The organism is Ureibacillus acetophenoni, from assembly GCF_900220965.1.
GTDB lineage: Bacteria > Bacillota > Bacilli > Bacillales_A > Planococcaceae > Ureibacillus > Ureibacillus acetophenoni.
In genome coordinates this window covers 36,627-58,019 of sequence record NZ_OBQC01000010.1, presented here as the reverse complement: position 1 = coordinate 58,019, position 21,393 = coordinate 36,627, and the positions used below count along the sequence as shown (strand labels likewise).

General features: G+C 34.1%; 17 protein-coding genes. 2 read left to right on the top strand and 15 right to left on the bottom strand.

Annotated features, from left to right (window positions below; translation table 11 throughout):
* Positions 1 to 15 precede the first annotated feature (15 nt).
* The 9 genes from CRO45_RS13195 to CRO45_RS13155 form a co-directional block, all read right to left on the bottom strand.
* Positions 16 to 3,450, bottom strand: coding sequence for a helicase C-terminal domain-containing protein (locus CRO45_RS13195; RefSeq protein WP_097150105.1), 3,435 nt, complete (start codon positions 3,448 to 3,450; stop codon positions 16 to 18).
* The gene (locus CRO45_RS13190; RefSeq protein ID WP_097150104.1) at positions 3,450 to 5,372 is read right to left on the bottom strand and encodes a 3'-5' exonuclease; all 1,923 of its coding nucleotides are present in this window, start codon (positions 5,370 to 5,372) and stop codon (positions 3,450 to 3,452) included. Before CRO45_RS13190 ends, CRO45_RS13195 begins: the two co-directional genes overlap by 1 nt.
* 385 nt (positions 5,373 to 5,757) lie before the next feature.
* A complete protein-coding gene (locus tag CRO45_RS20290) occupies positions 5,758 to 6,540 on the bottom strand; it encodes a DUF6339 family protein (protein ID WP_235864595.1) in 783 nt (260 codons plus the stop codon).
* 3 nt (positions 6,541 to 6,543) lie between these two features.
* Entirely contained in the window at positions 6,544 to 7,389 is an 846-nt protein-coding gene (locus CRO45_RS13180; RefSeq protein WP_097150103.1) for a hypothetical protein, read from the bottom strand.
* Complete coding sequence (locus CRO45_RS13175) at positions 7,379 to 9,310, bottom strand: hypothetical protein (protein ID WP_097150102.1); 1,932 nt, start codon at positions 9,308 to 9,310, stop codon at positions 7,379 to 7,381. Before CRO45_RS13175 ends, CRO45_RS13180 begins: the two co-directional genes overlap by 11 nt.
* A gap of 226 nt (positions 9,311 to 9,536) precedes the next feature.
* Positions 9,537 to 9,785 (bottom strand): hypothetical protein, encoded by a 249-nt coding sequence (locus CRO45_RS13170; protein WP_097150101.1) that lies wholly within the window; start codon positions 9,783 to 9,785, stop codon positions 9,537 to 9,539.
* A gap of 207 nt (positions 9,786 to 9,992) precedes the next feature.
* Positions 9,993 to 11,897 (bottom strand): PDDEXK-like family protein, encoded by a 1,905-nt coding sequence (locus tag CRO45_RS13165; RefSeq protein WP_097150100.1) that lies wholly within the window; start codon positions 11,895 to 11,897, stop codon positions 9,993 to 9,995.
* 118 nt (positions 11,898 to 12,015) lie between these two features.
* A complete protein-coding gene (locus tag CRO45_RS13160; RefSeq protein WP_097150099.1) occupies positions 12,016 to 13,671 on the bottom strand; it encodes a restriction endonuclease in 1,656 nt (551 codons plus the stop codon).
* A gap of 204 nt (positions 13,672 to 13,875) precedes the next feature.
* The gene (locus tag CRO45_RS13155; protein ID WP_097150098.1) at positions 13,876 to 14,652 is read right to left on the bottom strand and encodes an NERD domain-containing protein; all 777 of its coding nucleotides are present in this window, start codon (positions 14,650 to 14,652) and stop codon (positions 13,876 to 13,878) included.
* A gap of 205 nt (positions 14,653 to 14,857) precedes the next feature.
* Between CRO45_RS13155 and CRO45_RS13150 the strand changes: the two genes are divergently transcribed.
* Complete coding sequence (locus CRO45_RS13150) at positions 14,858 to 15,769, top strand: endonuclease NucS domain-containing protein (protein ID WP_097150097.1); 912 nt, start codon at positions 14,858 to 14,860, stop codon at positions 15,767 to 15,769.
* Positions 15,770 to 16,044: 275 nt separating this feature from the next.
* Here CRO45_RS13150 and CRO45_RS13145 read toward each other — a convergent pair whose 3' ends face one another.
* A complete protein-coding gene (locus CRO45_RS13145; protein ID WP_212613431.1) occupies positions 16,045 to 16,647 on the bottom strand; it encodes a class I SAM-dependent methyltransferase in 603 nt (200 codons plus the stop codon).
* A 218-nt stretch (positions 16,648 to 16,865) separates the two neighbouring features.
* Here CRO45_RS13145 and CRO45_RS20455 point away from each other — a divergent pair, with 218 nt between their 5' ends.
* Entirely contained in the window at positions 16,866 to 16,949 is an 84-nt protein-coding gene (locus CRO45_RS20455) for a putative holin-like toxin (protein ID WP_408057151.1), read from the top strand.
* Between the two features lie 184 nt (positions 16,950 to 17,133).
* Here the strand turns inward: CRO45_RS20455 and CRO45_RS13140 are convergent, their stop codons facing one another.
* The 5 genes from CRO45_RS13140 to deoD all read right to left on the bottom strand — a co-directional run bounded on the left by CRO45_RS13140 (position 17,134) and on the right by deoD (position 21,361).
* Positions 17,134 to 17,595 (bottom strand): hypothetical protein, encoded by a 462-nt coding sequence (locus CRO45_RS13140; protein ID WP_097150095.1) that lies wholly within the window; start codon positions 17,593 to 17,595, stop codon positions 17,134 to 17,136.
* 56 nt (positions 17,596 to 17,651) lie between these two features.
* Positions 17,652 to 18,989: a replicative DNA helicase gene (locus tag CRO45_RS13135; RefSeq protein ID WP_097150094.1), complete on the bottom strand. Its 1,338-nt coding sequence runs from the start codon at positions 18,987 to 18,989 to the stop codon at positions 17,652 to 17,654.
* A gap of 19 nt (positions 18,990 to 19,008) precedes the next feature.
* On the bottom strand, positions 19,009 to 19,920 hold the full coding sequence (locus tag CRO45_RS13130) for a conserved phage C-terminal domain-containing protein (RefSeq protein ID WP_097150093.1): 912 nt from the start codon (positions 19,918 to 19,920) through the stop codon (positions 19,009 to 19,011).
* Positions 19,917 to 20,324: an ORF6N domain-containing protein gene (locus tag CRO45_RS13125; protein WP_170949489.1), complete on the bottom strand. Its 408-nt coding sequence runs from the start codon at positions 20,322 to 20,324 to the stop codon at positions 19,917 to 19,919. Before CRO45_RS13125 ends, CRO45_RS13130 begins: the two co-directional genes overlap by 4 nt.
* Positions 20,325 to 20,641: 317 nt before the next feature.
* On the bottom strand, positions 20,642 to 21,361 hold the full coding sequence (gene deoD / locus CRO45_RS13120) for a purine-nucleoside phosphorylase (protein WP_097150091.1): 720 nt from the start codon (positions 21,359 to 21,361) through the stop codon (positions 20,642 to 20,644).
* Positions 21,362 to 21,393 lie beyond the last annotated feature (32 nt).

Here is a 21,393-nt window from a genome sequence, read left to right as displayed (position 1 = left end):
TCCTCCCGGTTTTCATTACTTTCTCATTAATTCTGCATCTGGATCTTCCATTATTATATCTAAAGGTGTGTCAGTATCTCTCAAACTTCTCATTACCGGAAAGCCTATTTTACTTAATGCATTTGTTATAAAGTAATCATTTCGTTCATTTACTTCTTCTGACATTAATCCTTTAATAATTCTCTGTGTTAATTGAGCGATTTTTTCCTTATATAAAGCACCGAAAGTGTCCTTATCTGCTCCATAAGCACTACATAAAATATCTGATAGTTCTTCATGATTTGGTAATTTATCTGCTCTAATAGCTTCTTGAAACCCTGATAACATATAAATCTTATAACCTTCTTTTGATAGATGATAATCATAATGATTTAACATTAGGGCTGATAATAATCCAGGAAGAGTTTTTTCAACAGCATTATTTGCCCACCTATTTATCGGGACGGGCTCAACTAATAGATCTTTATATTCATTAAACTTTACAAAATGTTGATTATAACTTGAATCCTTTTCTCTATTTGAATTAAATACCATCAAGACTAGTGCTGGATACTTTCTACCTGCGCGTGAGTAGGCTTGAATATATTCAGCAGTATTTTTTGGTACTCCGAAGAAAATCATAAAGTTAAATGTGTCAGCATCGACCCCGTGAGAAATCATACTAGTTGCTGCGATTAAGTCAATTTCAGATTTTTCACCCGTTGGTCGTTCAACTTCGGATAAAATCTCTCTTACATCTTTAAAGGTATCGTCACCTGTCATCGTTTTTACATTCTGATCTGAAATACCTTGACTTTTTAATCTTTCGTTAATCATTGATCCTATTGAGTTTACTATCTGCATTCCTTCATTTTTAATCTGGTTATACTCAAGGATTACCCAATAATCTTTTAAGACCCTTTTGTATTGTTCACTAGATAGATCTGGCATATTATTAATGCTTATTCTTGAGTCTTCATTGTGCCATAGTCTGTGTAACTCTTCTCTATAGTATTGAATAACATCTAAAATACTATAAACTGGTGTTTTCCCATACGGTGCAATTCCAACAATGACTCTATTCAGATCCTCATAATCAGTGTAGGCATAAAAGCTTTTATCTATATAAGGCGATGGAGCAGGGAATCTAATAGCCTCCTTATGATACAAATGATAAACTTGTTGCTCATAATCAGAAATTGTTGCAGTAGCTGCAATAAATTTAATTGGTCTTTTAAGTGATGAAAATTCACTTAAAAAATAGTTAATAAATGTTTCATAGTGAGCATTAAAAGCTCCAAGAGATTCTCTTACTAAGTGCAATTCGTCTTGTATTATTAAACTTGGACTCGCATCATAAATCTCAACATTTTCAAGAGCCTCATCAGCAAACTTACACATATCCCCTTCTGATTCCAAACATTTACCTTGGCTAGTATAACCATGGAGTAAGCATTTTTTATGGAAGTTTCCAAATATATTTCTAAAGTTTCTTTGCATTCCTATTAATGCAGATTTATCAAGTGTACTGACTATAAACGTTGGTAAATAACGATATACTTCTCGGTCAATAATATATAATGGTAAAATTCCTTCATTACAGTTTTCATTTTTACATACATGCACTAATCTTCTTTCATTAACTAAAACGTCAATCGAAATTTTATCACTTTGGCAAAATGGACAACGGTCAATAACTAGAAATTTATCAATACGTTCTTGTTCACTCATCGCCTGAATAGAAGGTATCATATCTTCTTTTCTATCAGAATCATAAAGTTTGTTAGGAGTGTTACCACTTCCAACAAAATATCCAACTGTAAACGGCTCGGTACCCTTCATATCACTTTGGTTTCTTCTAATCAACTCTGCTTGTGCAGTAATATCTGTTGCACGTTGAAGTTGTTGTAATGAAAGTAATCTGAGGGGGAATTTAATTAGAGCAGTTGTTCCGGCATTTTTACCTCGAATTCGATCAAAAAACATATTAAAGATTACTGTACCCAAGTATGTTTCAGTTTTACCTCCACCTGTTGGAAAATAAATTAGATCAACTTTTTCATATTGTGCTAGTGGTTTTATTTCTCCAATTTCTCTACTAACAATATCTGGTATCATTGAGACGATGAAAACAATCTGGAATAATCTCCAGCTCTTGTAACCCTTAGATGAATTTTTAAACGTCTCATTCATTAACTTAAATGGTCTTAAAGCTAAATCTGGATAATTTTCAAGAACAGAAATCCCATTGGTAAATCTTTTTATTTCGTTTTTAAATCCATCTATTTCAGCATTAAACTGTTTAATCGCCGCATCACTATGTAACTTAATATTTTTATCGTTAATCCAATTTTCGATTTCAGTTTCCATTAATTTTTGTAAACTCTTCAGTACCTTTATTGGATTATCTATTAACTTTTGAAATTCGGCTTTAAACTTATCATCGTCTGTTTTTAATCGATACTGTTTATAGATAGGAAGACTACTAGTTTTTACTTTTGTGATTTTTTCTTTGCTAGGGCTTATATCCTCTACACTACAATTCTTACCTAGCGCTATTTGTGTCTTGTTGTACTTATAATCATCCTTTAATGCCTTTAATTCAATGGGTTCTACCATTGTTTTCAACAATTCAACTGTTAAAGAAGTATTGAAAAATGTATTAACAATATCTCGTTCCTTTTTTATATCCTCTGTATTATTAATAAAAGAAATCATAACTCTACAGTATTGGTCATTTTCTTCTTTAATTTCCGCCAATATTTTGCAATCCCAATTTTGGACAAATGGTCTTTTTGCAGTACGTTTAATAAAGTCTAACCATGTCTCTTTCGATTTCAAATCATTAAATGTTACTTGATCATTGATTTTTCCATATCTATTTGAAATTTCATCTATTTTATTATCAAGTAATGTTAAAATTTGATCTCTAACGTCATTTAAGTATTTTTTTCCGGAATAACCCTCACCACAAATTGATTTTAAATTAAGTTCAAAATCAAAGTTATCTAGGTGAACTTTATTGAACACTTGAATTACATCGCAAGAATATGAAGGAAATTGAGTGACATTATCGATTAATTCTTTGAATGTCTCAACTTTGTTGTCTGGATACCTATTATTGAATTCATTGATATAATGTTCACATTGTTCTTCGTATGTTGGATTTACTTTAACGTAATAATCACTTGAAATTTTAACAACAATAGTTTCTTTAACTAAGTTCTTTTTGGAGATTCTAAAAGTTAATCCAATTTGTTTAGGCTCAGATTGACTGAATTTATTATTTAAATCTGCTTTATTTCCTGATAATCTACCAATAAAAAATAAATCTTCTGGGTGTGAACCATCATTAAGTCTAGTGATAGATTTTCCACTTATTCTATCTGACAAGTAACTTTGGAGATGATTTACTAAGGCTACCCTGGCTTCGTATTCTTTCTTTTCATCTACTTTTTGCATGACCAGCATTAATTCTCACTCCTTTTTTTAATTTTTCTAATCTTATTCAACTTTTGGATCATCACTGGTGTATCATCAATAAGCTTAATATAAGGGTTATCCTCTCTATCTAAATTAACAACTGATAGATATTTAGATGGACGTGTAATCGCAGTATAAATAAGATTCATATTTTTTTGATATTCATTTTTTATGTCTGTAGAAGAATTTCTAGTTATTTTAGAAGGAAATAATCCATTTAAACCAAAAAGAATTATCGCTTGAAAATCTAGACCTTTAGATTTGTGAATTGTAGAAATCACTACACCTGTTCTATCATAATAATTAGAAATGTTGTCACCTAAATCTGTATAACTGATTTTATTATCTTCTAAAGCTTTAATTAAATAATGGTAAGGGTAATATTTCTTAAGATCATTTTTCCTATTTGGATATAAAATAGCAATTTCAGATAGAGGAATTTTCTTGTTGTAATGCAAATCATTTAAACACTCTATTACTTTATGAATTTCCTCATCATATTTATCTACTTTATAGATAACAGGGTACTCACCTTTTTCATTAAAGTGAGTTTTCGACCTAATAAATAGCTCCTCATCATCAAAATTATTTATATCATATTTCTTTAAATCCTTTTTGCTACCTATACCAAATGCAATAATAAAATTATTCAATCTGGTTGTATATCGGAAATTTGTCTTTAGGATTTTCTTATTTCCATCGAAATTAATCCCTTTTACCTCTTTCCATGGTTCACCACTTTCATTAATTATCCCTCTAATATCTTGTGTTTTATCCCCGCAGATATTAATGAAATACTCATTCTTGTTTTCTATTAACTTAGTCAAAAACCGATACCATTCTGGTTTAAAATCTTGTATTTCATCTATAAATATTCCATAGAATTTGTCTTTAATTTTACCTTCATCCAAAGCTTTTTGAGCTGTTTCAAATAGCTTATCAAAATAAGTATCATCACCTGTTCTATGACAAGGAATACCATTAGTCTCTAGTAGATCAATTAATAAACCATGGAATGTTCTATTTTTCAAATTTCTTAAGCGCATTCCTGAAGTATTAATAAATAAATTAACACTTTCAGATAACGGGGCATTATAACACGTTATTAATATATTTTTATCCGGAAATGCTTTCGCAACCCTAAAAGCTCTTGCAGTCAACAACACTGTTTTACCACTACCCGCGCCTGCTAGTAGTAATTCATGTCCATATTCAATACCGTTAACCATATTGATCTGATCTTCAGTTAGATCAAGTGTTTTTAGTTGGCGATCTAGTTTCCTATTTTTTTGTAATTTAAACTCCTTATACATATTCGAATTATCGAAACTATCATCTACTTCAATGAATTTTGGAATAGTATACTCTGGACATATTGCTAATTTAATATTTTCTAATTGAGCATCTGTAAAACCCTGAAAATGACTAAATTCATTTAGAATGGATTTTTTTAGCTTACCTTTTAGATCATCATCATTACTCCATTTATTGAAATCATTTTCAAATAAAAAATAATTATCGACAAAATTAGAAGTAGGAAAGGAATCTTTATTAGTTCCTTGAAAGTAAAATAGTATTCCTATTGGGAATTTTATTCCACCCTCATATAACGTCCTAAAACTTGAAAGCTTCGTTTCTATTTGACTTATATATTGTTTGATTATTATATTTTTATAGACATTAACGATTTGCTCATAATTATCTACATTAGGTGATACTGTAATAATTAAAACTAATCCAATTTGATTATCTATTAAACAAAAATCTAATTTAACATTGTTTACAGGTTGAAGCTTGAGAAGAACAGTCGAATTTAAATTAAATTTTGTAAGTCGATTAACTAATGCAAGCTCATTTGATGTTAGACCGAGAACATTAGATGTTTCATAATTATTAGGGACAATTTTCATAAAAGATCACTCCAAAAGAAGTATAATTTATATATTAATCTACCATAATCTCACATAACCTATGTTCATTTTACCATAATAAGAACTTTTTAAATGGAACTTTTTAACTATAAGAAACGGATTGACAATAAATTTTTGCATATATAAAAACTCATATTAAATACTACGCAATATTATTCTATCAAATTCTCATATTGTAGTAATTAACAGTTGTAGGGTTAGATGAAATATACTGATTAGTTCAAAAATTATTTCAAAAATTTTGGAGATTAATAAGATAATACATTTAGCAAACCTTAAAATTTAAGAGACTGTTTCTGAAAACAGTCTCCTTTAGAATAAACTATAGCATCTGCTATTAAAATTACGTTCAATTTTATAACTATCAATAGTTATTACTTATTAATTCTTGTAAGACATAATCCTGAATCCTAAATACCTTTCTAACCCTTTTTTCTACTATCTCTTTCACTTCATCCTCTTCTAGTAGATCAAGCACCATCGCTCCACCAGAAATGTTTAGAAACTTTGTCGATTCAACAAAATGATCACGTTTAATAGTAACACCCTCATCCCGCAGCCCAATCAAAGCACGCAATATCCCTTTCGTAATCGCACGATTTGACGTGAAGTTACTTGAAAAGAACACGACACAACGTGCTGAGAAGTCAGCTGAGCAGAAGAATTCTGTTAGCCAGTACGGATTTTCTTGATTGTTCTCGTCATATGTCATGTACCCTACCCACCAGAGGCGTGCTAATGCATGAACGAACAATGAACGTTTCGCGCCGTTTTCAAAGAACATCGCCGATTTGATACGTGTATCGTTTTTCTTTTCGATGTCTTTTTCAATTCGATAAAAGATGTAATCACGGAAGTACACATGGGCAATGCCAGACCAGAGCTTTTCTTGAGTTGCTAAAGAAACAGGTAGACCTTTCAATGATTCATAGATGATCTTCACATTTTCATAATCACTGACTAAGTAATCTTCACCCTTATGTAGTTCAGGCTTCTCAAACTCAATTTTCGACTCTAGCAGTCGCCCTTCCTGGCCAAAATACTCATCAAACCAAGCATCATCCCGTTTATAGTAGTGCTCTTTATAGGTTTCGAAGTTTACACGAAGGTCTTGTAAGGCGTCTTCAGATAAAAATTGGATTTTCATTGATTATTCCATCCCTTCGTTTAGTTTTTGGATTTCGTTGAATGCTTTTTCTAATGGGTTTTGTAGAACCATTTGAGCAGCACGAAGAACTGGAATTGTTCCATCAATGACTTGCGTTAATGGAATGTTGTTCTTTTTGAAGATTTGCTCAAGGACTTGGTACCATTTGTATTCGCTGTAGTCCGCGCTATCTTCTTTCAATGTATAGAACACTTCTACTAGACTTGGTAGAATCACAATTGATAGGATCGTTTCCTTTAGTCTAGAACCTGCATTGATTGCGTATTGATCGTAAATCGCTTTTGGTAACTCAATTATTATTTGTGGTGAGTTTAGGTATACGACCAGTTCTTTCGCGCTTTCTGAACGACGAATTGTTACGATTGAAGGCAAGTTTTGAGATTCTAAGTCTTCTTCAAATAGAGTGACCTCTACTGCTTCGCCAAGAGCTAGAATATTTCCCTTCTCATATGTGATGGATGTACCGTTGTAGAAGTCATTTAGTTTTGGATTGGTATATCCTTCAATTGTTTCGTTGGCCAAGATAAATGGATGTACATCGATTTTTCCGCGCAACAGGTTCTCAGGAATGGCTGCCACAATTTTTGTTTCTTCCGATTGATAGATTTTACGGAAACTTGTTTGCGGACACTCTACATGTAAAGCGTATTTAGCTTTCCCTTCATTTATAAGGCTAGCAATCTTACTGTCTTGAAGATTACAGTTTAAATTGATATACAGTTGACCAAATGTTTTCTGTGCTTCAACTGTTGTTTCAAACTTCGAGCCAATATAATCGTCGTTCTCTACTGAGAGCACTGGGTATGGGAATGAATTATTAAATTTCATATAGGTCCACCTCCATCACGCAGTATTGCTCGTAGTCTACTTTTACTTTAATATTTTTTAGTTTCTTACCTGTTAAGTTGATAAAACGTACTACATTTTTATCAATACTTATCACTTGGATGTCTGGTGATTGAACATCAAGGATTGGCAAGATATAATCACTTTGCTCACCTGATACTTTGAATTCTAGTTTTCCTTTTTCAAATTTCTTCTCAGGTTTGATGTTTACGCGATACAGCCCTTCATTCTTTTGCAGGCACACGTAACGTTTTTCCACATCGATTGGTTTATTTTTTTCTTTTTCTCCTTTACCTTCTTGCGCTCCACCAGTTCCTTCATCCGAAGGACCTTGTTCGCCGTGAGTATTGCCAGTTCCGCCCCCTAGGCCAAGACCTTCTTCACGCTCTTCATCGGAATGGCCGGCTTGATCGCCCTCAGGAATAATCCCTGCATCGGCAAGAGTATCTTCAAATTCTTCATTTCGTTGTTTTTTCTTCAATTTCTTCTTAGGCTTTTCTTTTTTCTTTTGGGCAATAGATTTGATTTTCAGTGTAAGAGATTCTTTTTTATCGTCCCCTTCACCATCCACTGTCGTCGTGTCAGGTAGGAAGTCGCTTAATCCAAAGGCATCCATTGTATCCGTTGTTTCAGCCTGGAATGTTTGCTGCACTGTTTCGCGAACGAATCTGCGTAAATCTTTAAAGGCCGTATCTGCTTCTTTCGGAGCTTCTTCAAATCGGCTCGGCTCCCAAAGAGTATGAGCAGGGTTTTCCATCTTCTTGAACACTTGGTTCATGTGCTTACCAGTGATAATGAGAATCCCTGTAAATGAAATACTACCACTAATGCGATTTTGTTCAAATAGACGCATCCCTGCTTTACGTGTCATTAACACACGGCGATTCAGGTCTTCACCCTTCATGATGAATAGAGTCGCTTCCCCCTCTTCGAACTTACCAATCTTTTTATAAGACTTCGCTGGATACGGAATTTGAATACTATCCTCGGAAGTTAGCAATCTAAAGTAATTCTTCACATGACGATAATCTTCATTCGTATCATCAAGCTGCGCAATAAATGAGCCGATGTTTTCATGCGAAATAACCTCATCATCCACTTTTACGACAAGCTTGTTTTGCCAAATTGTGATGAAGAAGTTGTAAATCACTGAGTTGCGAATCGCTTCCACCCAGTTCATATCTTTCGGTTCGAAAGCTGACACGAAAATGTCAGTTCCCGTTTCTTCACGGTTGAACCCTGGGTCTAAATTGATAAGACCTGGTATCGCATTTGAGTTTTCATTGTTTGTAAAATAACCCGTTCCCAATGTAATTTGGCCAGGCTGCTTTTCAAATGACATAATGTTTGCCACACCAATGTGAGATTGGTAGTCTGATAAGTCTTGTGATGAGTAGAATAAAATCCGTAGTTTTGAGTTCGCAAAAGGTGCGGACTTCCCGATACCGAAGCTACCTCCAGAGCTGTCTCCCTTGTTTGAAGATCCAGCTTCTCTTACAAGTGAGCTCCACGGCGAACCAAGTTCCCCTGTTTGCGCTCCTTCTAATCCTTTTGTATTAAAATCGCTAATTCGTAGGAATGGTATTTCCTGTTCATTTAATATGTATTTTGCTTGATCAATAAACTGTTCGGATTTTGGATTTTTACCTTTCCAAGTTGTTTCACATTTGTTGAATGCTTCTAATAATTCCGCGCGTTGTGGAAATTGATTTCGTTGGAGTTTAAAACTTTTGAACTCAACCACTACCGGTTTCGATTCATCTTTAATCGCATCCAGTGAGTTCTGACAAATCTCACGCGTCAACGAATCCAATTCATTTCCTTTAAACGTCTCAATCCCCGCATTATTGATGGAATTAATCGTCCCACCAGCCGCCGCCGGGAAATTCCAATATGATTGCATGCCAATCCCCTTTCCTATATACCTATCGTACTATGTCTATTGTAATATTATAACAGGTTTGGATCTTATGTTGGTTGGTGGAAAAAAGGGTGGGATGGGAAAAGATGCAGGGAAAATGATTGAGAGGAATGGGTAGGAGATAGAAAATGTTTAAAAGAATAGCCTATTCTGAATAACTAATATAAAAACATACAAAAAAAGTGGCACTAATGGCCACTTTTTTGTGTTATGAAATTTCGAGTCCTTTTCGCTCTAGAAATGCCTTTTTGAGAATCTTGATAGCATTACGGTAATATTTAAAAGTAGAATAATGGCGGGTTCTACCATATTTAGTGACAGCATCTTGAACCCAAATTCCATACTTTGTCGTTTTTATGTTCAATTCATTTGCTAAACGACCTACCATAATACCAGTGCAACCATTTCCAATTATTTTTGCTATTTCTTTTGCATAAAAAGCTTTTTTACTTTTCATAGCTTATCACCTCATAATTTTATTAGGCACAAAAAGCCTCTTTAATTTTTTGTCGAGAGTTACACTCTCATATTCGTGTGCTTAATTTAGAGGTGATTGAACTGCTGATTTTTTATAGCCCAGAGGCTTAGGGCTTCAACAATTACTATAATCATATTTTTTAGTGTTGGAGAATAGAACTAATATCTTTCAAAACAATCAACATTATTAATCTAACTTACTAACCATCTCATCATAAACTACTTTTAGCTTTTGTAAGATTTCCTGCAGATTTTTATTGTTGTATAAATTATCAGAGGTATTTTGTAACTCTGCTTCATTTAAACCTTGTATAGAAACGGTTTCAGTGTGTATTCGATTATATTTAGCTTCTTGTGTGAGCCCTGTTTTCCTAAACTTTATCCCTTGTTCCTGTAGGTTCTCCATTAGTAAAACCCTTTTGTCAACTTCAATCGGCCCAATTTCTAACGTAAAGTAGAGTGTATCAGGTCTTATTTCCATCCAAAATAGCATTGGTCCATTATCCCACCACCAGTTCTCTCTTGTTTCGCCCAATTTTTCTTTGTACAAATCAAACAGCGGAATTTTAAACGAGAGATGTTTTGATGACACTCGGTAATTTGATTCAGGGATATTTTTAGCTTCCATCCATCTTTTGAATGCATTTTGTATTTGAGAAATCCATGATTGGTTAAAATTATCTTTTACTTCAGGGTTTATCTTTTCATCGGTAACTGGTAACCAACCATTCAAGATGGCAGCCATTTGTATTCGTATTAAGGTAAATTCCGATGAATTATATAATTCTGACATCGCTTGTACCAGTTCATCCATATCATCCCACTTATTCACATCAATCTTTTTCGAAAAAAATCGTGTATACTTTGCTTTTTCTAGTTTAGAACTTTTCTTAAACGATAATCCTACTCCTTCTAATTGTTCGATTATTGAAAGTCGAGCTGAATATTCTATTGGACCAATTTCAGCAATCATCCGTAAACGACTATCTTTTGTTTGTTCAAACCAGACCACTAAGCCTTTTCCAAACCAATAATACGGATCTTTTATATGAATGTTGCTAATAGCTTCCCATTCGGGTGGTAATAAGTAAGGTAGTGTTGGATGTGCTTTATACAGGACCTCATCATTAAATTGTTGGTTGATAAAATTTTCGAAACTATAAGCTAAAATATTTTGACCATGTTTAAAAATATAATTAATTGTATTTTTATATTTCGTTATAAATTCAAAGTGGTATCCTGATTCAAACTTCAGTTCCTTGTAAGAAGTAGACGTTTCTTCAAAGAGTACATCAATCGTTTGTTTATGATTGCGATAGATGTCGATGGCTTGTAATATCTGATTCTGATTTGGATAAAATCTTTCTTTTAGTACCTGGTCGTAGTCTTCAATAAATTTATGGACATTATCATTTAATTGATCTTTATATAGCATAAGAACTGTATTTAATATAGATTCAATTCGCTCATATGTAAGGATAAAATATTGTGAGTTCGAAGGCTCTTCACCATCAAGCGTTAAATAAATCGGGATTACTGTATACTCCTCAAATGAATGTTGAATATAATCCAAATAATCATCTAATTGATTTTCAGACTCAGTGGAATATAATTTATTCTCAATCAGAAAAACCGTTTTTAGTTGTTCATTTACAATGAGTAAATCAATAAAACGGTTCATATTTGTTTTTACTTCTCGATAGACATGGCTATCCATTAGAGAATAGTTAAGTACTTCACTAACTTTTTCATATTGAGGATTGCTACTGTTTTCATCTATTAAAATTAGATGCTCCACTACTTTACGTAAAAAGTAATCACGCAGACTGTGGTTTTCTTTTGGATTTAACAACCAAGATAATATATTGGAATGACGTATTTCATGGTTTTCCAGTTTTAATATCTTTAGTACATTAAATGAATTCACATGCTGATTAAGTTGTTGAAAAACAGTATCATTTTCCAATTCAAATAAGTCTCGAATATCCATCTTATTTTGCTCCGTTTCTATCATTAATCTATAAGGTGTTCTTTCATTTTTATACATCTTAGCATTTACAGCATCTTTTGATTGAATGAATTGTTTCCTCAATGGATAAAAAATAACCCATCATTGAGTTGAATGCTCGATGGGTCTGTTTATGCTTTAGGCAATTTTATTAAGTAGGCTAATACTCCTTCAAAATACAATAATTATAAGTATGATATAACTACTGATTCTCCTTAAGTATTTTTTTAGCCTCTTTTAGATCTATTTTAGCTTTATGCCCATGTTTTTGTAACAAGTGAAGAAGATTATTTCCATTCAATAGTGTTAAAGGTTTGTCTTTCGCAAAATTATATGCATCTGGTCCATAGTCTGCAGTTGATACTAAAATCCCTTTTGTAGCACCTTCATTCATTACCGTACCATACAAATCACGGACTGCTGATACGCCTACTACATTCGTATATCGTTTTGCTTGAATTACTATTTTTCCACCTCTTATAGGATCAGGATCAAATGCAACTGCATCAACTCCTCCATCTTTACTTGCTTGTGTGATTTTAACCTCTCCGCCTGATTGGTTAAATTCCTTTTCAAACAATTCCCTTATTAAGTGTTCGAAATCTTGCCAGTCCATTGCTGCTAGGTTTGTTGATTCATCTAATGTCTCCGCTACATCATATGAGGATACAAATCTATCATCTTCCTTATTAATCTTAATTATTGGTGCTATCGGTGCAAGACTATGAAGTTTGCTACTTCCAACTCCCTTTAGATTTTTAAAACAAACTTTTGGGTCTACCAATGCTAAATTTATTTCTTCGTATTCTGACTTTACGGTTTGAATAGATAATATACAGGCAGTTATTTCTTTTCCAGTGCCCTTATCAATTGATTTTACCCACCCGTTAAATACAACAGAATCAATAGAATTAATATCATCTGCTTCATATAATTCATGAATTGTTCTTAATGTAATTTGATATAGTAAATTATCATACATTTTATTAAATGCTGATTCCGATAGATGATTCTCTTTAAATTCATCTTTTGATTGAACATACTTTACTTCTTTCAGACTCGGAACTTGTTCGGGAGCAGGTAATAAATAATCAACAATCAATGTTTTATTAAGCTCGTTATAGTCTAAATCATATTCTTTTGGAAAACTTTCTGGGTAATTGGAATTGGATAAGACCATATCACAATACTCAATTATTGAAGAGGGAACACCTCTTAAGTAACTCTCTTTTTGAGTTTCAATTGCCTCATTTTTTTCCTTTTGTTCTTTAAGAAATTTTTTCTCTGCCTCTTTCCATTTCTTCAATTTATCCTCGTATTTTTTATTGTTTTCTTCATTTAAACTTTCAATTTTTAATTTTTCTCTTTCCCATTGTTCATAATCCTGTTGATATAATTTGTTTGATGCATCAATCTTCTTATCTTTTTTAGATGAGATTAACTTGTCAATTAATCCTAGCTTTGGCTGATATCTAATATCATTTTTGTTAGGCTCAGTTGGAATTTGCAGTAACTCAACTTTCTTCGGTTTTGGCTTACTAAATTTAGATTTATCTTTGAGTGAGTCCCAATCAATTTTGTCATCTATTTCTAAAGTATATTTTAATATTTTTTCAATTTGTTCAATTTGTTCAATAGCTTCGTTTGTCAATTGATCAGCTAAAGCCTTTTTCTCTTCTTTTTCTTTAGCAGCTTTTTGTTGATATTGTTTTTTTCTTTCTTGCTCTTGCTTTTTTTTCCACATTTCATCCCAAGTTCTCATTTGCATTTCTGCTTTTTGATTCACTACATATAAATCGGATCCCTTTATAACCCTATATTTGTTTAGCCCATCATGCTTGATTTCTACTTCGTACATTTATCACATTCCCCTTTCTATAGTTTTATAAATATTATATTCGATGGGTAAATATCCCTAATTTAAATATACAGAATAATTAAAATTATTTCATTGGATATGGCCAAATAACCATCTATTATCTATTCATCAAAACATAGCCGTGATAACTATTGGTTGAATTTTATTAAGATGGTTTTAGTATTGTGAATTTCTTAAGTATTTTTATATTTCTCTCGTTAGCCTACACTTCGGATAACTACCACACCCATAAAACGAACCATACTTCCCCTTCTTAAGAGACAACTCACCTCCACATTTCGGGCAACGATTTTGCTTTATACTCTCGGCTTCTTTCACTCTTTGATCTTTCAGATTGGTTTTCAATGATTGGACATGTTGTTTTTGTAGATGCTTCTTTTCTTTCTTATCTTCAATGATTAAGTTCTCAAGTGCTCTATTGATTTGTTTCAACTCAAATTCACTTATTTTGATTTCATTCCATTCTTTGATGACTTTTAGTAGTTGTGGGAATTGGATGACTCTAGCTGATTTAAAGTCTTCTTTGAATTTGAAGGTAGATTGTGATGAAAATGCGATGATGGAGTGGATAGGTTCAAAATCTTCTTTGTCTATGTATTTTTTTAAAGCTTGGATGTGGCCATAGTTTTGCCAGATGGGATTGTAAAATTTCTCTTTCCGTTTATAGATGACTTGGGTCCAGTATTTTTGATTTTCTGATCCAAGTATCCAGCCGTCGTAATGTTTGGTTTCAATGACGAAAACGCCATAGATGGATGTAACAATGTGATCGACTTGTGTTGTTCCACCCTTGTCATTTGGGAGATATAGATCATGAAATACTCTGTAGCTTGTACCAAGCTCACTTAGCTTTTTATTAACAAAACGTTCACCTACCGCACCTTTGATGGCTGGGAATTTTACTCTGAGTATGGTCATTGCAACAACCATAACAACTACAATAATTATGAGTAACTCCATATAGTTCCGCTCCTTTCTAATAGATCCAAAGGTGTTAGTTTTACATTTATATTCCAATTATATAATATAAAAGCATGGTGTACTATCTGAAAATTCGCCAAAATTCTACAATATAATTTAAGGGTAAACTACTACTTCAATCCTTAATCGAATAACAGAAATCTATTAATTAACAAAGTAAAATTGCACAAATGGAGTGTTGAAATTGAATTATTTAATAGGATATAAAGATGCAGATAAGAACTTTGGTCATGAAGACCCGATGCTGAATGAATTCACATATGGAGAATCTGGTGGGAATACAGTAAATCTATTAAAGGTAAATAAGGGAGATTACTTATTCTTTCATAAAACAATTTTTAACAAACGATATATAACGGCTTATTACGTAGTTGAAGAAGTAATGTTTGTAAGTGATGCAAAGAAAAATCAATTAATATCTAATAAATATGACAACCCACATCTAAAAAAGGACATAGGAAAACTAACTGAAAATGAATGTATTGCATTTGGAAACCCAATATTCTCAAAAGTGCTTCAAGTTCCTTTGGAAATTACACCTGATTTACTAAGTAAACTATCTAAACCAGCAAATCTTAATCCTTGTCAATCTTTACTAGCTGCAATTTCTTCTTCACTTCGTACTTGGAAGGAACTGAATAGCGCAGATATAGACTATCTTTTGGATTTAATTAAAATAAATGAACAAAAAGGGAGATTAACAGAAAACATTCTTTCTTCTGAAGAAGTTTTCCAGTTATTAGAGAGAGACATTGAAAAGTATATTGCTAACAACCCATCAATCTTAGATCCTAACTACATATTAGTAAAATCCCAGCATATCTTTTCAGATGAATCTCGTCTTGATTTGTTACTTAAAAATGAAAAAAACGACGAATATATTGTAGTAGAAATTAAAAAAGGTCCCATCGATCGGAATGCTTTGAAACAAATTAAACATTATATGAAGCTTTGCGAAAAGGAATTAAATTATCATACTGTCAAAGGAATATTGGTTGGTAATGGGATATCCCCCTCATTTGAAGATGAAATTATCAGTGCTGAAAAAGATGGTATAACAGTTCGAAATTATGGTTGGAGATTTGCTTTAAGTTAAGTTTTTAAAAAAAGGGATAATGATAAAGTTAAACTCTTAAAACTTAAGCCACTGTTGAAATTTTGAAATCCCTCAACTGGCGAAAAAGGCATACGACATATCCAGAATTAAGCGCAATTGCACATAATTTTGAATATGTCGTATCTAAATTTCGGTAATCAAGAACTTAGTTTTTAAGATTAAATGGTGATTTTCAGTGGATAACTTTTACATTTAGGTGTAAATTTAACTTGGTAGCAAAGAGAACGCAGTCAATCTGCGTTCTTCAACCATTCCTATCTCTTTCTCACAATCCCATTCAACCACATTTCATCTCCGCGCCCTACTCTAACATCAGGTGTGACGGATGTTTCCAACAATTCCAGTTGTGTAAAAGGCTCCAACAACTCTTCTAAACTCTGTTCCGTTTGATTCGTAAAGTATCTTCCGTTTCGTTCCCCCTCGAAGTCCCCATGTTTAAAGGAAACATAGAAATAACCGCCTGGCTTTAGTGCCCTTTCTATATTTCCAATCACTTGAGGTAAATCGGTCGACGGAACATGTAGAATAGATGCGCATGCCCACACTGCATCAAAGGCTTCCACTTCATTTAGCTCATGAAACTTCATACATTGCACTTCTTGACCAATATACTCACTCGCAATCTTACACAATTCACTGGATCCATCTATGGCAGTCACTTTATAGCCTTTTTGGAGAAAGGCTTTGCTATCGCGCCCTGAACCACAGCCGAAATCTAGAATATGTACATCTGGTTCAAGGTATTTTAGGAGAACATTTTGCTTTTCATCGAAGTCTACTGCAACGGTGTCTGAAGTAAATGCTGATGCGTTCTGATTATAATAATTTATTGTTTTGTTAGTAGATTGATTTGTCAAAGGGATCATTCCTTGTTAATTGATTTCTATAATTTTCTATTCTTTAAAAGAGCCGATTCTCCCTTTCTAAATTGGAAAATAGTTGCTTTACTCTATTTTACAATTGATCATATAGTTGGGATTCATAAAAACGAACGTATGTGCTACAATTTATTTGTAATAGTTTGGTAACTCAAGGGTGGTTGGCTCACTCCTCTATTTAGAATGGGGGTGAGACCATGACAGTATTTGAAGCACTAATGCTAGCAATTGCTTTTACCACATTAGTACTATTAATCCTGTCTTTTAACTATAAAAAATAACCCATCCTTGAGTTTGAGAGCCTAGGATGGGTTATTATACCTTATTCGGCCAATCCCCTTGACGGGACCGACTATTATGTTGACTACTTGATGCTAGAACATCAGGTAGTCTTTTTTACATTACGCTATTTTTTCCTTTATTATACAAGAATTTTATGGTTTGAACAAGAATGGCTCCTATAGTTTATCCTTTACGATATACCTCCCCCACAAAGCAAGGAAACTCCCTAGCCCCCTTTATCAACTCCCGAAAACTCTTATACTGCTTCATCTCAGGAAAATACAGTGAGTCATCAATCATTTGATTATAACAACTGTACACCTTATTCACCCACCGCCCATAAATCCTGTAATGAAGTTCCCTCGCATCCAGCGCATTTTCAGCTAGATAGAATGCATAAGAACGTTCGCTACATTGAATGGCGTAGATCTTCACTGGCCGCATGTTGAGCACGTCTTTTATTCTTAAATTCTTAAACTCTAGTTCCTCTTCGTCCGTAAGTATTATTTCATCGAGTTTGCTGACCGGATCTTGTAAATTGATTTTCTCTTTTTTCTGAAGGTAGTAAATGAGATGCGCTGTATATGGCTCGTCATAAAGAATGGCGTCTTCATATAACGCCTTTATATTTGCGTGCAAGCTCATGCTACTCTCCTATTCAACTTTTTTTCTCCAGAATCACTAGGGTTCGCGACTCTCCCCTACTTCCCAACAACTCGATCCGTGATCTGCCCAGTAGTTTTGCGATAATTCACAATAACACTCCCTGTCGGACCATTTCGATTCTTAGCGACAATGAGTTCCAGTGGTTCATTTCCCCTTTTATCCACATACGCTTGCGTATCAGCTTCCTCACTCTCATACTCGTACTCTTCATTCGCATTCTCTTTCAATTCCGCGTAATAAGAATCCCGATACAACAGGATAACGACATCTGCGTCTTGTTCTATATTGCCGGAATCCCGGAGGTCGCTCATGAGTGGGCGTTTGTTTTGGCGGGATTCGACGCCTCGGTTGAGTTGGGCGAGGCAAACGACTGGACAGTTAAATTCTTTTGCCATTCTTTTTAGTTCCGAGCTGATTTGGCCAATCATGTAGGTTTGATTTCCTCCGCGCGTATCGTTTGAAAAAATAATCTGTAAGTAATCTATAAAGATAATTGGTTTTCGCTCTGGATTAGTTCGGATAATGCTTCTTGCTTGTGCACGTATTTGATTAACAGTTAGTCCAGCACGGTCATCGATATGGATTTTTGTTTTATCTACTTCTGTGAGCGTATGTACCCAGTTTTCCTTTTGTTTTTCTGAGAAGTATTTGTAGGGGTCTCGCATTCTTAATCGGTTCATTTTCCCTGTCGTTGCTACGAGGCGATGGATGAGCATCGTGCGGTCCATTTCGAGTGAGAATACGATGGGGAGGAATCCTGCTATTCCCGCGGTATAGGCAAAGTAGTTCATGACATCTGTTTTCCCCATGGAGGGCCTTCCTGCTACGATGGTAAGTTCCCCGTTTCTAAATCCGACTAACATGCGGTCGAGCTGTTTTATTTTCGTTGGAACTGCAGGGATTTGTTCCATTGGCTTTTCTGGAAGTTCGTACATGGCTACTAAATCATTTGTGATGCTTGTGTCTATTCTTGTGGTGTTCGTTTGGAGCTGGTCCAATGCCTTTTGTATATCTTCGATGGACCAGTTCCCGCTTTGAGCATGGAATAATAATTTCTGTTTTTCCCTTTCCCGCCAAGCGTCCAAGAACATTTCGTAATAGGAGTCGAATTTCTCTGAGTCAGCGAAGTTTTGTAGATTTGCTAAATATGGTGCTCCCCCTGTCTCTTTTGGATCCACCATTGTCAAAATCGTTATGTAGTCAACCGGTTTATCCTGGTATGCCAAGTGCTGCATCGCTCTGAAAATAGAGCGATGCACCTGTGATTGAAACATATCTGGTGTTAAATCTGCATCTAGAATCAAGAAGTTTTCAACTAACATTGTTCCTAGTAAGCTTCTTTCCATGAGTTCGTAGTTTAGTTGATTAGCCATTTGTTCTACCTCCAAACGTTTAATCTTCCTCGCCTAACGTGAAATCCAATTCAACTGGTTTCACTTCACGTCTTTTCCGCTTTATTGGAGTTTGTTGTGACTCAACTAAGTAGTTTTCAAAGTTTGTAGGGTTAAATAATGTGCTTGGTCGTAAGAAGCTTTTCATTTTTGGATCGTGTAACCATTGTTTTACTTTGAAATCAATGACACTTATAAAGTCCTCAAACTTATAACCGTCATTAAATCGGCCATTGATAAACCTTCTGGTTGAGTGACTATTCAATCGGTAGTTACGATTTGTTTTTTTGTTTAAGTACTGAATGATTTCAGCCGCAACGTCGTGATTCTTCACGACAATATCTTTTTTATATTCTTCTTTTAATTCTTCTTTTATAGATGCACCATCTGTGTCATCCTGCGTAAACAAAGTTTGACATGTACCCGACGTTTCTCCCGTGTTAGTGGTACTGCCAATTTGCGGGTTATTGGCAGAATCATTTAATGAATCGTGAATGCCATCTACATCAACAGCGTAATACGGGAATAGTTCTTTTGGGTTAAAATTAATTATCTTTTGGCTTTTCGGGTCATATTCAACCCCAAGTACGCGGTAAAGATTCTCGTAATCGATTCGATACCATTTCGTTTTTATGAGTTTATATGGATTGTATTCTTGGGTTGAAACGATAATTTTGTCGTTTTCTAAGTTGAGAATCGCTCGACTAATCGATCGTTCCGAATAGAACGGTAACTGCTTCTGCCAGTCGGTGTACGTATGTTTGTACCATGTATAACCATCTCTTTCATATGGTGAACTCAAAAGACGGTAATGGAGCTGTTGTAGAATTAGTGCTTCTTTAAGACCAAGTTTCAAAACAAGTGTAGGCAACGTTTGTAAAGGTGCTTCAGGGATTAGTAGTTTGTCTTTCATTGTGCATTCCACTCCTTTTCACAAATACGGTAAATATAAAGAGCCTCTAATTGTTTCGTTACATTTTCAAGTATGTGGACGGCCTCTTTCAGTTCTTCTGATTCACTAAAATGGTAGTAAACTAAATTCACATACGCCTTCCAAGCTTCAAGCCCAGATAGTAATTCTGCATGCTTGTACATTCCTTCGAACGTCCATAAATACGGAGAACTACATTCAACAAATTCATACGGAAACTGTGCTTCTAAAAATTCAAGTTCCTCAGCCGTTAATTGATAAAAATGAACTCCTTCAACAAATTCATCTTCGTGTTCGAGGAAATTCCAAATCAACGTTTCCGCAGGGCACTGATACATCTCCCCTAATCGATAGGTAGTAACAACAAATACATCTTGGTATTCCAACTTCATCTCTCCCTTTTGAAATAATGTCTTCATACATTTAAATAGTTTGAAAAAGGAAAAAAAGAGACATCGTGGATGAAAAAATTTTTATGGTGCCAGGTACAGAAACAATTCTGAATTTTTTCGGTACCAGGTACACACACAATTTACACACAATTTAGGGTTGATTTGGGGAATAAAAAAATGCTTAATTAAACCTTGGTTGGTTAATTAAGCATAATCAAGCATATTGGATTATCAGTCAAAAGGCGGTTTTGGTTGGCCCTTGCGTATAATTTCTAAACAGTAAGGGTTAATGTTGCTTTTAGACTCCCTACTTATACTAACTCTAAAGCTATATCGATCATCTTTGTAAATGAAGTCTGTCTTTCCTCTTGTGTTGTTTGTTCATGTGTAATCATATGGTCACTTACTGTTAGAATGGTTAATGCTTTTGCTCCGCTACTTGCAGCATTTAAATATAAACTTGTCGTTTCCATTTCTTCTGCTAGTATTCCCATTTTCGCCCACTTTTCTGTTGCAGTTACATCAGCATTGTAGAAAACATCACTACATAGTACATTTCCTACATGCACCTTGTGATTTTTTTCATCCGCTACTTTTTTAGCTTTCTCTAATAATTCAAACGATGCGGTAATTGGAAATTGACCTGGAAGTTCAAATTGATGGGCAAAATTTGAATTGGTTGCTGCGCCCATTGCAAAAATAATGTCATATAACTTAATATCTTTTTGCATAGCTCCACATGAACCTATACGAATTAAATTTTTAACTCCAAAAACATTAATGAGTTCCCACGAATAAATCGCCATGCTTGGTGTCCCCATACCGGTACCCATAACAGAAACTTTCTTTCCTTTATATTCTCCTGTGTATCCCAGCATCCCTCTGACTTCATTAAAAAGAACTGGATTTTCTAAATAGTTTTCAGCAATAAACTTTGCACGAAGTGGATCGCCTGGCAATAGAATCGTTTCTGCTATTTCTACTCCATTTGGCTTAATATGTGGTGTTTCTTTTAATTCATTGTTTTTCATCTGATTCTCTCCTTAATATCTTAAATTATTGT

Coding starts and splice junctions, on each gene's coding strand:
- CRO45_RS13195 (WP_097150105.1), bottom strand. CDS start 3,450: ATGCTGGTCATGCAAAAAGTAGATGAAAAGAAAGAATACGAAGCCAGG.
- CRO45_RS13190 (WP_097150104.1), bottom strand. CDS start 5,372: ATGAAAATTGTCCCTAATAATTATGAAACATCTAATGTTCTCGGTCTA.
- CRO45_RS20290 (WP_235864595.1), bottom strand. CDS start 6,540: ATGAAAATCCAATTTTTATCTGAAGACGCCTTACAAGACCTTCGTGTA.
- CRO45_RS13180 (WP_097150103.1), bottom strand. CDS start 7,389: ATGAAATTTAATAATTCATTCCCATACCCAGTGCTCTCAGTAGAGAAC.
- CRO45_RS13175 (WP_097150102.1), bottom strand. CDS start 9,310: ATGCAATCATATTGGAATTTCCCGGCGGCGGCTGGTGGGACGATTAAT.
- CRO45_RS13170 (WP_097150101.1), bottom strand. CDS start 9,785: ATGAAAAGTAAAAAAGCTTTTTATGCAAAAGAAATAGCAAAAATAATT.
- CRO45_RS13160 (WP_097150099.1), bottom strand. CDS start 13,671: ATGTACGAAGTAGAAATCAAGCATGATGGGCTAAACAAATATAGGGTT.
- CRO45_RS13155 (WP_097150098.1), bottom strand. CDS start 14,652: ATGGAGTTACTCATAATTATTGTAGTTGTTATGGTTGTTGCAATGACC.
- CRO45_RS20455 (WP_408057151.1), top strand. CDS start 16,866: ATGACAGTATTTGAAGCACTAATGCTAGCAATTGCTTTTACCACATTA.
- CRO45_RS13140 (WP_097150095.1), bottom strand. CDS start 17,595: ATGAGCTTGCACGCAAATATAAAGGCGTTATATGAAGACGCCATTCTT.
- CRO45_RS13135 (WP_097150094.1), bottom strand. CDS start 18,989: ATGGCTAATCAACTAAACTACGAACTCATGGAAAGAAGCTTACTAGGA.
- CRO45_RS13130 (WP_097150093.1), bottom strand. CDS start 19,920: ATGAAAGACAAACTACTAATCCCTGAAGCACCTTTACAAACGTTGCCT.
- deoD (WP_097150091.1), bottom strand. CDS start 21,361: ATGAAAAACAATGAATTAAAAGAAACACCACATATTAAGCCAAATGGA.